At 72.6% G+C, this 13,046-nt stretch carries 9 protein-coding genes and 1 pseudogene; 5 read left to right on the top strand and 5 right to left on the bottom strand.

What is annotated here, in order from left to right; translation table 11 throughout:
* The first annotated feature begins 207 nt into the window (after nucleotides 1–207).
* Nucleotides 208–735, top strand: a complete 528-nt coding sequence (locus LG395_RS27065; protein WP_372463471.1) for a DoxX family protein — start codon at nucleotides 208–210, stop codon at nucleotides 733–735.
* Here LG395_RS27065 and LG395_RS27070 read toward each other — a convergent pair.
* Together LG395_RS27070 and LG395_RS27075 are read right to left on the bottom strand one after the other, a co-directional pair.
* Nucleotides 726–941, bottom strand: coding sequence for a hypothetical protein (locus LG395_RS27070; RefSeq protein WP_171153580.1), 216 nt, complete (start codon nucleotides 939–941; stop codon nucleotides 726–728). The two genes, LG395_RS27065 and LG395_RS27070, sit on opposite strands and share 10 nt — an antisense overlap.
* On the bottom strand, nucleotides 928–2,370 hold the full coding sequence (locus LG395_RS27075; RefSeq protein WP_225811524.1) for a PspC domain-containing protein: 1,443 nt from the start codon (nucleotides 2,368–2,370) through the stop codon (nucleotides 928–930). The genes LG395_RS27070 and LG395_RS27075 overlap by 14 nt, the downstream gene beginning before the upstream one ends.
* Before the next feature lie 221 nt (nucleotides 2,371–2,591).
* On the opposite strand from LG395_RS27075, the gene LG395_RS27080 reads away from it, so the two are divergent.
* Together LG395_RS27080 and LG395_RS27085 are read left to right on the top strand one after the other, a co-directional pair.
* Complete coding sequence (locus LG395_RS27080; protein WP_171153577.1) at nucleotides 2,592–3,881, top strand: ATP-binding protein; 1,290 nt, start codon at nucleotides 2,592–2,594, stop codon at nucleotides 3,879–3,881.
* Nucleotides 3,878–4,621, top strand: coding sequence for a LuxR C-terminal-related transcriptional regulator (locus LG395_RS27085; RefSeq protein WP_171153575.1), 744 nt, complete (start codon nucleotides 3,878–3,880; stop codon nucleotides 4,619–4,621). The genes LG395_RS27080 and LG395_RS27085 overlap by 4 nt, the downstream gene beginning before the upstream one ends.
* Before the next feature lie 100 nt (nucleotides 4,622–4,721).
* Here the strand turns inward: LG395_RS27085 and LG395_RS27090 are convergent, their stop codons facing one another.
* Nucleotides 4,722–5,783, bottom strand: a complete 1,062-nt coding sequence (locus LG395_RS27090) for a C40 family peptidase (RefSeq protein WP_225811542.1) — start codon at nucleotides 5,781–5,783, stop codon at nucleotides 4,722–4,724.
* 507 nt (nucleotides 5,784–6,290) lie between these two features.
* Here LG395_RS27090 and LG395_RS27095 point away from each other — a divergent pair.
* On the top strand, nucleotides 6,291–6,644 hold the full coding sequence (locus tag LG395_RS27095) for a hypothetical protein (protein WP_014674457.1): 354 nt from the start codon (nucleotides 6,291–6,293) through the stop codon (nucleotides 6,642–6,644).
* Nucleotides 6,645–6,796: 152 nt separating this feature from the next.
* On the opposite strand, the pseudogene LG395_RS41710 reads toward LG395_RS27095, so the two are convergent.
* Nucleotides 6,797–7,162 (bottom strand): annotated as a pseudogene (locus LG395_RS41710) (C40 family peptidase); the annotation flags it as partial.
* Nucleotides 7,163–8,908: 1,746 nt separating this feature from the next.
* Between LG395_RS41710 and pcrA the strand changes: the two are divergent.
* A complete protein-coding gene (gene pcrA, locus LG395_RS27110) occupies nucleotides 8,909–11,425 on the top strand; it encodes a DNA helicase PcrA (protein WP_171153572.1) in 2,517 nt (838 codons plus the stop codon).
* Between the two features lie 49 nt (nucleotides 11,426–11,474).
* Here pcrA and LG395_RS27115 read toward each other — a convergent pair whose 3' ends face one another.
* The gene (locus LG395_RS27115) at nucleotides 11,475–13,007 is read right to left on the bottom strand and encodes a M23 family metallopeptidase (RefSeq protein WP_225811525.1); all 1,533 of its coding nucleotides are present in this window, start codon (nucleotides 13,005–13,007) and stop codon (nucleotides 11,475–11,477) included.
* Nucleotides 13,008–13,046: the final 39 nt, after the last annotated feature.

The following is a 13,046-nucleotide window of genomic DNA, read 5'->3' on the forward strand; positions in this document are numbered from 1 at the left end:
GCGTGTCCGAGTCCTGACCGGCCCGGACGGCGCGGTACGCGGAGGGGCGGCGTGGGGGCGGATGAGGCCCGTCGGAAGGCCCGCCCTCCCGTTCACACCGACACCCGAAATCCGGAAAATGGTTCGAGAAAGGATTGAACGGGCTCCCTTCGTCATACGTATGGTCACGTGAGGGGTGCATCGGCGGGCGAGAGGCGGCGGGCAGCGATGACTCACGGGATTCGGACAGACATGCACACCACCCGGCTGGACGGCTACCGCACCTGGCGGGAGACCGCCGGCCACTACGCCCTGCTGCCGCTGAGGGTCTTCCTGGGCATCACCTTCGTCTACGCCGGTCTGGACAAGCTCACCGACAGCGCGTTCCTGAAATCCGCCGGCACCGGCTCCATCGGCGAGACCATGCGCTCGGCCCGCGACTCCGCGGCCATCCCGGCGCTGGTCGACCTGGCGCTGAAGAGCCCGGTCGGCTTCGGCTACGCCATGGCCCTCGGTGAACTGGCCGTCGGCATCGGCGTCCTGATCGGCCTGTTCGGCCGGCTGGCCGCACTCGGCGGAGCGCTGATCTCGCTCAGCCTCTGGCTGACGGTGAGCTGGGCGACCACCCCGTACTACTACGGCAATGACCTCGCCTATCTGATGGCCTGGCTCCCCCTGGTCCTCGCCGGCACCCCCTACCTCTCCGTCGACGCCGCCTGGCGGGCCCGCCGCCGAAGGACCGGCGGTTACCGCTGACCGTTCTCGGCGCCGCCCCGTCTGCGTATCCCCCGGGTCAGCGCCGCAGTGACGCCGGCCAGACACAGTCCGCCCACGACCAGCGGGACGACCGCGAACCACGGTGTCTCCCACAGACCGCCCGCGTCCCCCGCGAAGGCCACGGCGGTGGCGGTCAGGAACAGCCCGGTGACCAGCTTTCCCGGCTGGAACTCATGACGCAGCACGGCTGACCTCCACCTGTCCCACTCCGACGCCGAGCGTCAGATCCAGCGTGCCGCCCTTCCCGGCGCTCTTGGCCGGCGTCAGCGTCACCTCCTGGTGCCTGCCGGGCCGCACGTCCACGTCCTTTCCGCTGTCCCCGGGCAGCCGGATGTCGCCCACCCCCACATCGATGCTCAGCCGCACCGCCGCATCCGCCGGCACGATCACCTTCAGCTGTCCCGCGCCCACCCGGGCGTCCGTCGTGACCGTCTGCCCCCCGGCCGGGTGCACCCGGGTCAGGTCCAGGGTGCCCCGCCCCGTGCCGAGGTCGTACCCGGACCGTACCTGGGCCGCCGCCACCGGCTTCCAGGACGTCTCCCGCCAGTGGGTCGTGATGTCCCGGGGCAGCGCCGCCGCCCCCGCGAGCAGCGCCGCCGTGACCAGCGCCAGGAACACCGTGCCGGCCCCGGTGCGGCCCAGGAACGCGCTGAGCGCGATACCCAGCCCGAACACCGCGAGCGCGCACGCCAGACCGGTCTGCAGGCTGGTGCCCAGCGGGTGCGTGTCCCAGCTGAGCCTCGTGCCCAGACCGCCCGCCAGCAGGGCGAGCAGGAACACCCAGCCGCCGATCCAGCGTGGGCCGCGCGGTCTCGGGGGCGCTGCGCGCGGCGTCTGTATCGCCCCTGGGTGCGTCCAGGAGGCGGGTACGCCGACGTCCACGACCGAGGTCAGATCGCGCTCACGGGCGTCACCCGGCCCCCACAGGTAGCCGGTGCCGCCGACATGGGTGCCGTCCTTGACGATCGGGTCCCGCCACCAGGAGGGATAGGTGGTGACGACCGGCGGCGCCTGGGCCTCCGGCGGCGCGTCGGCCGCGGCCTGCGCGGCCAGGGGGTCCGGGTCGGGAGCGCCACGGCGCCGCGACCAGTACCCCGCGCCGGCGAGCAGCAACGAGAGCACCGTGGCGAACGCCAGCACCCCGCCGTTCCTCAGCATCGTCAGGAAGATCCCGCAGCCGACCAGGGCGAACAGCACGGCGGCCAGCGCCTGGCCGTCCACCCGGCCCGTGAAGAGCTTGCGCAGCTCGTTCTCCTCCTCGTCCTCGTACGGCACCAGGAGCCAGGCGAAGCCGTAGAAGATGAGGCCCAGACCGCCGGTCGCGGAGAGCACGGCCAACGTGATCCGGAAGATGACGGGATCCATGTCGGTCTGCCGGCCGAGTCCCGCGCACACGCCCGCGATCATCTTGTGCCCGCGGTCGCGCCGGAACCGGCCGGGCACCTCGGTGCCCTCCTTCCGTTCCGGCTCGTGCGTGGGGGAGTGGGGGCCGGCGCCTGCCGCTCCCGTTCCGTCCGTCGCGGCGGGCGCGGCATCCGTCGGCCCGGTGCCCGGGGCCGGGCGCGGGCCGGGGCCGGGTCCCGGACCCGTCGCGGCGTGCTCGTGATCCGTCATGCGTCCATGGTGACGGCCCTGCTGCCGCGGCGGCAGTCGGGACGACCCTGGGCCAACCCTGAAATCGGCCCTGAGACGGGGCGGGGAGGCGTTCGAGCGGCACCGGCCGCCGCGCGACACCCGCCGAACCGCCCACCCGGACCGCCCCCGACCGAAGATCAGGGGCGTCTCGGGGACCGACCCTGATGCTCCCTCCCGCCGCTCGTGTGACCATCGTTGGCATGCCGGAAGCCGCAAGCCTGCCCCTCGACGACCCGCGGCCCCCGCGCAAGCTCTACCGCAGCAGCGACGGACGCTGGCTCGGCGGAGTGGCGCGGGGCCTCGCCGGGCATCTCGGGCTGCCCGTCGTGTGGGTGCGGCTCGTCTTCGTCGGCCTGTTCATGGCCGACGGACTCGGAGCGCTGCTGTACGCCGCGTTCTGGTTCTTCGTGCCGCTCGGCATCGGCGGCGTCGGCGACCAGAAGCCGTCGCTGGTGGGCACGGAGACCTCGCCGGACGGCCGCCGCAAACTGGTGGCCCGCAAGCCGGACCGGGGACAGATCGTCGCGCTGCTCCTCATGGTCGTCGTCTCCGTGGTCTTCGTCGGCAGCGTGAACCTGGGCAGCGCCACCAAGGCGTACCTGGTGCCCGCCGTGCTCGTCGCCGCCGGTGTCGCCCTGGTCTGGCGCCAGGCGGACAACGCCCGCCGGGCCCGCTGGGCCGAGGCCGGCCGCCGGCGCCGCACCCTCACGCTGCTCCGCGCGGCCGGCGGCGTCCTGCTCGTCACGGCCGGTGTCTCCGCCATCTTCGTCCTGCAGGGCTCGACCGCCCATCTCGGCGCCGTCCTCCAGGCCGCGCTCGCCGTCCTCGTCGGCATCACCCTGCTCGCCGGCCCCTACCTGGTCCGCATGACCCAGGACCTGTCCGAGGAGCGCCTGATGCGCATCCGCGCACAGGAACGCGCCGAAGTCGCCGCCCATGTCCACGACTCCGTGCTGCACACCCTCACCCTGATCCAGCGCAACGCCGACAACGCGGGCGAGGTCCGCCGCCTCGCCCGCGCCCAGGAGCGCGACCTGCGCACCTGGCTCTACAAGCCGGAGGGCACCGGCAAGGACGAGGCCGACGAACCGGACACGGTCGCCGAGGCCGTGCGCCGCAACGCAGCCGAGGTGGAGGACAAGCACGGCGTCCCCATCGAGGTGGTGATAGTCGGCGACTGCCCGCTCGACGAGAGGACCGGTGCGCAGATGCAGGCCGCGCGTGAAGCGATGGTGAACGCCGCCAAGTACGGTGGCGAGGGCGGTGCCGTACAGGTCTACGCCGAAGTCGAGGGAAGGACGGTCTTCGTGTCCGTGCGGGACCGCGGCCCCGGCTTCGACCTCGACGCGATACCCGCCGACCGCATGGGTGTCAGAGAATCGATCATCGGCCGCATGGAGCGCAACGGCGGCACGGCCCGGCTGCGGGCGGTGCCGGACGGCGGCACCGAGGTCGAGCTGGAGATGGAGAGGGCGGAGAAGACGTCATGAGCGACGCGACCGAGGCGAACGGCACGGCGGGGGCGGCGGAACCGGCCGAGACCGACCCGGCCGGCGCCGGCGCGGGCGGGCGGCACGTACGAGTGGTGCTGGTGGACGACCACCGCATGTTCCGCACCGGCGTCCAGGCCGAGATCGGCCAGACCGCCGAGACCGGGGTCGAGGTGGTCGGCGAGGCCGCGGACGTCGACCAGGCGGTCGCGGTCATCACCGCCACCCGGCCCGAGGTGGTCCTGCTCGACGTCCACCTGCCGGGCGGCGGTGGGGTCGAAGTGCTGCGCCGGTGCGCCGCGTTGATGGCGGACGCCGAGCAGCCGGTCCGCTTCCTGGCGCTGTCCGTCTCGGACGCGGCGGAGGACGTGATCGGGGTGATCCGCGGCGGCGCCCGCGGCTATGTCACCAAGACCATCACCGGCACCGACCTGGTCGACTCGATTTTCCGCGTCCAGGAGGGAGACGCCGTCTTCTCCCCGCGGCTGGCCGGGTTCGTCCTGGACGCCTTCGCCTCCACCGACGCCCCTCCGGTGGACGAGGACCTGGACCGCCTCACCCAGCGGGAACGCGAGGTGCTGCGCCTGATCGCCCGGGGTTACGCCTACAAGGAGATCGCCAAGCAACTGTTCATCTCCGTGAAGACGGTCGAGTCCCACGTCTCGGCGGTCCTGCGCAAGCTCCAGCTGTCCAACCGGCACGAACTGACCCGCTGGGCGACCGCGCGCCGGCTGGTCTGACTCGCGGGACGCGCTGCACGCGGGCGTCGCCGAGGACGAGTCGCTGAAGGAGTTTCCCGACCTCCGGCGGGCCCGCCCGGGGCAGCCCCGCCGCCAGGCCTCATTCCACCCTCGTCGCCCCGGCGAACGGCATCTGGTCGATCGGGGCGAGGCGGACCGGTGCCGACGGGTTGGGGGCGTGGATCATCTGGCCGCCGCCCACATAGATACCGACGTGACTGACCCCGGAGTAGAAGAACACCAGGTCACCCGGCTGGAGTTCGGAGCGGGAGACCCGCCGGCCCGCGTTGATCTGGGCGTAGGTGGTGCGGGGCAGAGAGATCCCGGCGGAGCGGTAGGCGGCCTGCACCAGACCGGAGCAGTCGAAGGCGTTCGGTCCGGTGGCGCCCCACACGTAGGGGCTGCCGAGCTTGCTGTAGGCGTAGGCGACGGCCACCGCCGCGTAAGGGGTCGGGGCGGCGGAGCCGGGTCGCTCCAGCGGCTGCCGCGCGCCGGTGCCCGACCGGGAGACCCGGGCGCCCGTGCCGCCGGCACCGGTGACCTCGGTCCGCTGCGGCGCGGTCAGCCGTGCCAGGAGCCGCCGGGCCTCGTCCAGCTTGCCGGTGACGGTCCTCTTCTGCCGTCTCAGCTCGGCCTGCCGCGACCGCAGCGACCTCACCTCGACGCGCGCGGCGCCGCGTAACCGCTCGATCTCCCGCAACTGCTGACGCACCCGGGAGACCGCGGCGGCCTGCCGGTCACCGGCCCGCTCCGCGAAGGCGGCACCGTCCAGATACCGGTCGGGATCACTGGAGAGGGCCAGTTGCCAGGCCGGGGCGATGCCGCCGTCCCGGTACTGCGCCGCCGCGATCGACCCCAGCGCCTCCCGTGCCGCGTTGAGCCTCGTCTGCTTGCGGGCGGTCTCGTCCTGCAGCGCGCTCAGCCGCCGCTGGCCGGCGACCGCCTCCTCCTTCGCCCCGTTGTACTTCTCGGTGGCGGCCTCGGCCTCCCGGTACAACGTCTCCACCCTGGCCTTCACCTGCGCCGGCGTCAGCTGTGGTTCGGCGTGCCCCGTCCCGTCGAAGGCGGTCGCTGTGGCCGCGCCCGCCAGGGCGAGAGTGGCGGCCGTCCGGGCCGTATGACCGCTGAGCGGGCGCTGCGGGCGCTTGCGGTGCGCTGCCACCTGGACCGTCACGTCCTTCCGTACGACTCACACGACCGAGGGGCCGGTAGGCCCCGCGGCGGCCCGCACGGGGGAGCGGGCCTCCGCCGGGCCTTTCCCGGCGGTGGTGGCCGACTGCCGCCTCTGGCCCGTGCGGCGGTGGGAGCCGGTCACCTGGGGGAGGACGCTAGGCCGGACGGTGACGAGCAGGTAACGCGGTGTACGGAACTGGTTCGGACGGACCGGGACGTGACCGTATGTGACCGTGCCGGTTTACTGGAGTCGTCGCGTTTACGGAGCGTGCTGACCGAAGAGCGGAAAAGGGGGACTGCCGGTGGAAGTGAGGTGCTATGGGGCGCATATATGCGAGATGGCACCGGCCGGACCGTCGGATTGCCGCGTCCATGAGCGAGCGCGGTGACGAAGGGTCGCCGGGGGCGGTGACCGAGGGTCGCGGGCTCGGGAAGGGGCTTGAGGAGGGGGACCGGTGGTGGGCGGGGCGGAGGGGGCTGGTTAGGCTCCGGCTCCATGGACGTACTCATCCATCTCTTCGTCGGCCTGCACATCATCGGCATCGCCGCGCTGCTCGGCGGTTTCCTCACCCAGATGAAGGCGATGGGCCAGGGCACGGCCCGGTTCGTGCCCGGGATGCTGCACGGCGCGCTGACCATGCTGGTCACCGGAGTGGCCCTGGTGGGCCTCAACCAGGCCGACGACCACCACGTCAACAACATCAAGATCGGCGTGAAGCTCGCCCTGCTGATCGTGATCCTCGGCCTGGTCTACGTGAAGCGGGACGAGGAGCGGATCGACAAGGGCCTCTTCGGGCTGGTCGGCCTGCTGACCACGGCCAACATCTTCATCGCCGTCCTGTGGACCTGATCGCCGTCCTGGGGATCGTCCTGTGGATCTGATCACCGTCCTGGGGATCTGATCGCTGACCTGGGGATCTGGTCCTCGACCTCTGGACGTGATCGCCTTCCTGTGGACTTGATCGCGGTCCCTTCGGACGCGGGCCTCGGCGCGCCTCTGAGTCAGCCCGGCCGTACCACGCTGTGGACGGCCGCCCCGACGGCGGAAACCGGTTCCTCGCGGACGTACGCGCCCGGCCTGGGGGCGTGGATCATCATGCCGTCGCCTGTGCAGAGTCCCACGTGGCCGGCGTCGTCGCCGAAGAAGACGAGGTCGCCGGGGCGGGCCTCGGCCGGTGCGACCGGGGTGCCGGCGTCGGCCTGCTCGCGGGCGGTACGCGGGAGGGTGACGCCGGCGGACTTCCAGGCGGCCTGCGTGAGCCCGGCGCAGTCGTAGGAACCGGGGCCCGCGGCGCCCCACACGCACGGCTTCCCGACCTGGGCGCGGGCGAAGGCGATGGCCTTCCTGGCCTTGGTCGCGTAGGTGCCGGATGCGGCGGTTGTCGGTGCGGCGGCGGCCGGGGCTGGGACGGCGGCGGGCGCGGCGGCGGCAGCCGTGTTCGGGGAAGGCGCGGCCGTAGCAGCCGTAGCAGCCATGACCGTGGAAGCCGCGACCGTGGGAGCGGTGGCGGTGGCGGGCGTGGCAGTGGTCCGTGTCGTCCGCTGGGACAGCAGCACACGCGCGTGGGCGAGCTTTTTCTGGACGGTCGCCTTGGCCGCCCTCGGGCCGCTCACGGGCACCTCCGCCTGGCGGCCCGCCGCGTCCACGGGGGGCGCGGGAACGGCCGCGTCCCCCACGGGACGGGGGACGGTGGTGTCCCCGGCGGGCGGGATCATGGCCGTGTTCCGGGCACCGATCGTGCCGCGCTCGGCCGGGACCGTACCGCGCTGGGCCGGGATCATGGCCCGCCGGCGCGGGTCCGGGCCGTCCTGCGCGGGAACCACGGTCTGCCCGGCCGGGACGGTGCCGCCCTGTCCCGGAATCACGGCCTGTGCGGTGGGGGGAGCGCTGGTCCGGCCGGGGATCACGGCCCGCTGTCCGGCCCGGCCCCGGTGCTGAGCGCGGCGGGCGACCTCGTCCCGGAGCCGCTGGAGGTTGTCGGCGGGCCGTCGTGAGGGCGCGGCCGGCTCGACCAGCTCGCCTCCCTCGGCCCGCGTGGACCACCCGGCCCGTGCAGCCCGTCCGGCCCCGGTCCGTCCCGCCGACCCGGCGCCCCGTCCGGTTCGCCTGGTTTCCTGTTCGACGCTGCCGGCGCCCCAGTCGGCCGACCCCGTTCCCCGGCCGTCCCACTCCGTTCCCCGGCCGTCCCGCTCCGTTGCCCGGTCGGCACTCCCGGTACCGGGCTCGGTCCGTCCGCCTCCTCGCCCGGCCGACTCGGTCCCTTGTCCGGCCCACCCGGCACCCCGGTCGGCGCCGTCGACCCCCGTGCCGGCTTCCCTGCCCCCACGAATGGCCCGCACGGCCTCCCGCGCGGCCCGCTCGGCGTCCCGGTCGGTTCGTGCGGCCCTCCAGCCGCCCCGGCCTCCGTCGCTAGCCGCGACCGGCGTCTCCGCCGCCGATTCCGCTCGGCGGTAGAAGTCCTCGATCTTGCGTTCGATCTCCTCCTGGCTCGGCCGGCCCGGAACGGGCGAGGGTGCGGCCCCGGCCGTCTGGGAGAGCACGGCCACGGAGGTGAGGGCGGCGGTGGCGAGGGCGGGTGTGCGGGCGCCCTCTCCCTGGGTTCCGCCGGGGCGCGGCTTGCGGTGCGACGCCAAGGGAGGCGACTCCTTCCGTACGGCCGCCTGCCGGGGTCGGTGGTGGGGGTTCCCAGGCCTCCCCTCGGAGGGAGGGTTCGGGCGGGCGCTCGGAAGGGTTGCCCTACGGCCTCGTCCCGGGCGGGAGTCGGCCGATTCACCCCAGGATCGGTGGGTCCCCGGCTCCGGGCACCGTGCGGGGGCGCGCCGGATTCGGCGGAGGCCGCGCGGCCCGGCGACGTTCGCCGGAGGGGGGTCGTGCGGCCTGACGGAAACCTAGCCAACTCGTGTGTCTTCTGTGAAGGTTGGTGTGCGGTTTGTCCGATACATTTCCGTGACCTTTGCTCTGGGGCCGTAAAGGTTCACGCGCGTGTGACCAGGCGCTTCCGATGAGTGAGCGGTCGGCGCGCCGGTCCTCTCGAAGATCAACCCGCGTCGAGGGCCGCCGTCTTCGGGGGACCGCGACCGGTTGTCGGTGGGGCGCCCTAGACTCGTAGAGCGATGAGCAGCCTCTTTGACGACAGCTTCCTGGCGAACCTCCAGGCCCCCCGCGGGCACGAGGAGGAACCTCCGCCGCCGCCCGAGGACGATCACGCTCCGGAGCCGCTTCCGGACGATCTGTTCGGCGGGAAGTTCGACGTGCCACCGGACCGATGGGGGTCCTCCCACCCGAGCGGAGCCGAGAGCGCGGGGGGCTACTACCGCGATGGCGCCCCGCGCCCCGCCCTGGACGCGGCGGCACTGCTGGAGGGGCTGAACGAGAACCAGCGCGCCGCGGTCGTGCACGCCGGCTCCCCGCTGCTCATCGTCGCCGGCGCCGGCTCGGGCAAGACCCGCGTGCTGACCCACCGCATCGCCTACCTGCTCGCCGAGCGGAACGTCCACCCTGGCCAGATCCTCGCGATCACCTTCACCAACAAGGCCGCGGGCGAGATGAAGGAGCGCGTCGAGCAGCTCGTCGGCCCGCGTGCGAACGCGATGTGGGTGATGACCTTCCACAGCGCGTGCGTGCGCATCCTGCGGCGCGAGAGCAAGAAGCTCGGCTTCACCTCGTCGTTCTCGATCTACGACGCCGCCGACAGCAAGCGCCTGATGGCCCTGGTCTGCCGCGACCTGGAGCTCGATCCCAAGCGTTTCCCGCCGAAGTCCTTCAGCGCCAAGATCAGCAACCTGAAGAACGAGCTGATCGACGAGGAGGACTTCGCCGCCCAGGCCACCGACGGCTTCGAGAAGACCCTGGCGCAGGCCTACGCCCTGTACCAGTCGCGGCTGCGCGAGGCGAACGCGCTGGACTTCGACGACCTGATCATGACGACGGTCAACCTGCTGCGCGCCTTCCCCGACGTCGCCGAGCACTACCGCCGCCGCTTCCGGCACGTCCTGGTGGACGAGTACCAGGACACCAACCACGCGCAGTACGCGCTCGTGCGGGAGCTCGTCGGCACCGGGGAACACGATGAGGACACCCCGCCCGGCGAGTACGACGTCGCGCCCGCCGAACTCTGCGTCGTGGGCGACGCGGACCAGTCGATCTACGCCTTCCGGGGTGCGACGATCCGCAACATCCTCCAGTTCGAGGAGGACTACCCGGACGCGACGACGATCCTGCTGGAGCAGAACTACCGCTCCACGCAGACCATCCTGTCCGCCGCCAACGCGGTCATCGAGCGCAACGAGTCCCGCCGCCCGAAGAACCTGTGGACCAACGCCGGCCAGGGGGCCCGGATCGTCGGCTACGTCGCCGACACCGAGCACGACGAGGCCCAGTTCGTCGCCGAGGAGATAGACCGCCTGGTCGACGCGGGCCACGCACGCGCGGGAGACGTCGCCGTCTTCTACCGCACCAACGCCCAGTCCCGTGTCTTCGAGGAGATCTTCATCCGGGTCGGCCTGCCCTACAAGGTCGTCGGCGGAGTCCGCTTCTACGAGCGCAAGGAGGTCCGGGACGTCCTCGCCTACCTGCGCGTCCTCGCCAACCCCGAGGACGCGGTGCCGCTGCGCCGCATCCTCAACGTGCCCAAGCGGGGCATCGGCGACCGCGCGGAGGCGATGGTCGACGCCCTCGCCCAGCGCGAGAAGATCAGCTTCCCGCAGGCCCTGAAGCGCGTGGACGAGGCGTACGGCATGGCCGCGCGCTCCACCAACGCGGTCAAGCGGTTCAACACGCTGATGGAGGACCTGCGGACGATCGTGGAGTCCGGTGCCGGACCGGCCACCGTGCTGGAGGCCGTCCTCGAACGCACCGGATACCTGGCCGAGCTGCAGGCCTCCACCGACCCGCAGGACGAGACCCGGATCGAGAACCTCCAGGAACTCGCGGCCGTGGCCCTGGAGTTCGAGCAGGAGCGGGGCGAGGGCGAGCAGGGGACCCTGGCCGAGTTCCTGGAGCAGGTCGCCCTCGTCGCCGACTCGGACCAGATTCCCGACGAGGAGGACGGCGACGGTGTCATCACGCTGATGACCCTGCACACCGCCAAGGGCCTGGAGTTCCCGGTCGTGTTCCTGACCGGCATGGAGGACGGCGTCTTCCCGCACATGCGCGCCCTCGGCGAGACCAAGGAACTGGAGGAGGAGCGGCGCCTGGCGTACGTCGGCATCACGCGCGCGCGGGAGCGGCTCTACCTCACGCGGTCGGCGATGCGCAGCGCCTGGGGCCAGCCGTCGTACAACCCGCCCTCCCGCTTCCTGGAGGAGATTCCGCCCGCCCATGTGGAGTGGAAGCGGACCGGGGCGGCGGCGCCCGTGGCCTCCGGGCCGGCGTCCGGGATCGCCGCCTCGCTGTCCTCGAGCCGTTCGCGTTCCTCGGCGTCGGGCGCGTCCGGGTTCGCCACACGGCGCACGTCGGAGAAGCCGGTGGTCGCGCTGGCCGTGGGGGACCGGGTCACCCACGACCAGTTCGGGCTCGGCACGGTCGTCGCCGTGAAGGGGACGGGCTCGAACGCGGAGGCGACGATCGACTTCGGCGACGCCAAGCCGAAGCGGCTGCTGCTGCGGTACGCGCCGGTGGAGAAGCTGTAGAAGGCCGGGAAAGCCGGAAGGGCCCCGCCGAGGAGCGGGGCCCTGGTGCCTACGTGGGATTCAGTCCGTGGCTGCGCAGCCACGGCAGCGGGTCTATGGCCGACCCGCCCGCCGGCCGCACCTCGAAGTGCAGGTGCGGACCGGTGGAGTTGCCGGAGTTGCCGGAGTGGCCGATCGGCTGGCCGGCCTTGACGGTCGTACCGGAGGCGACGCTGTAGCTGGAGAGGTGGCAGTACCAGGTCTCCGTGCCGTCCTTCGCCGTCACGATCATCATGTTGCCGTAGGCGCTGTTCCACTTGGTGGTGACGGTGCCGTCGGTGGCGGCCATCACCGTCGTGCCGTAGGAGACCGGGAAGTCGATGCCGGTGTGCACCGACATCCAGTTGATGCCGGCCTGGCCGAAGTAGGCACTGAGTCCGTGCTGCGTGACCGGCAGCGCGAACTTGGGCCGCAGCCGCTCCTTGAGCGCGGCCTCCGCGGCAGCCTTCTTCTTCTCCAGCTCCTGCTGTGCCTTGAGGTCGATCCGCTCCTGGGTGCGGCTCGCCCGGTCGGCGAAGTCGTCGGCGCCCGCTGAGAGCGTCTTGAGCTGGCTGTCCAGCTTGCTGTTGGCGACGGACGGCTTGACCGGCTGGGCGTCCGAGGCGGTGGTGGCGGTGTCATGGGAGTCGTCGGCGAGCGCGCCGACCGAGGCGGCGGCGATCCCGGCCACCCCCATCACACAGGCCGACGGTACGGCGACGGTCAGCAGCCGGGAGCGCTTGGCGGGCGTGCGGCGCCGGGAGCGCGCCGCGCCGCGCGAGCCCGCGCGGGTCGCCGGCCCCGGGGCGACCTCTTCCTGGCCGTCCAGCAGGCCGGTCGCGGCGGGCAGTTCGCCGGTGGAGTCCGACTCGCCGTCGGCGGCGGGCTGTTCGTCGAAGTCGGTGTCCTCGTACGGCACCTGCTCGAAGGCCGCGGACGCCTGGGGGTCGCCGGTGTGCTCGAACGCGGAGGGCGGGCCGCCGACCGCCTCGAAGGTCGCGGTGGCCTGCTGATCGAACGGTTCGTCACCCGGCCCGGACTGCGCCGGCACGCTCTGCCCCGCGACGTTCCACTGCGTGGCGTCGTAGGCGCCCGTGTCGAAGGTCTGGGTGCCCCACTCCCACTGCTGGGTGGGGTCGGCGCCGCCGGACGGGCCCGGCTGCGTCCAGGCGCCGGCGTCCCACTGACCGCTGACGTCGTTCCCGGTGGGCTGTCCGGGGATGGCCCAGGCGGTGCCGTCGTAGGCACCGGAGTCATAGGCGGCGTAGTGCTGGGCCGCGTACGGGTCGTAGGCCGGGGTCTGGGCGGAGCCGGTCTGCCAGTGCGTGGTGTCGTACGCGCCGGTGGTCTGCTCGCTGCCCGGCAGACTCCCGAAGAGCGGATCGGTGTGGAAGGCCGAGGTGCTCCCGGGGTCACCGGGGAAATGGGTGGCGTCGTAACCGCCGTACGTGGTGAGGTCGTCGTAGGGAGCTTCCTGTGCCCCGTACGGCGCGTAGTGCGCGGTGGAGGCGTCGGAAGCCGGGGCCGGGGTGGTCATGGTCCCCGACGGGTGACGGTCGTTCACCAACTTCTCTTTCGCCTCGACAACAGGGGCTGCCAGAGC

The sequence above is a fragment of the Streptomyces spinosus genome (assembly GCF_020400655.1).
Taxonomy (GTDB): Bacteria; Actinomycetota; Actinomycetes; order Streptomycetales; family Streptomycetaceae; genus Streptomyces; species Streptomyces argyrophylli.

Bases quoted from the DNA above. Each gene is read 5' to 3' on its own strand.
- LG395_RS27065 (WP_372463471.1), top strand. From the start codon at position 208: ATGACTCACGGGATTCGGACAGACATGCACACCACCCGGCTGGACGGC.
- LG395_RS27075 (WP_225811524.1), bottom strand. From the start codon at position 2,370: ATGACGGATCACGAGCACGCCGCGACGGGTCCGGGACCCGGCCCCGGC.
- LG395_RS27080 (WP_171153577.1), top strand. From the start codon at position 2,592: ATGCCGGAAGCCGCAAGCCTGCCCCTCGACGACCCGCGGCCCCCGCGC.
- LG395_RS27085 (WP_171153575.1), top strand. From the start codon at position 3,878: ATGAGCGACGCGACCGAGGCGAACGGCACGGCGGGGGCGGCGGAACCG.
- LG395_RS27095 (WP_014674457.1), top strand. From the start codon at position 6,291: ATGGACGTACTCATCCATCTCTTCGTCGGCCTGCACATCATCGGCATC.
- pcrA (WP_171153572.1), top strand. From the start codon at position 8,909: ATGAGCAGCCTCTTTGACGACAGCTTCCTGGCGAACCTCCAGGCCCCC.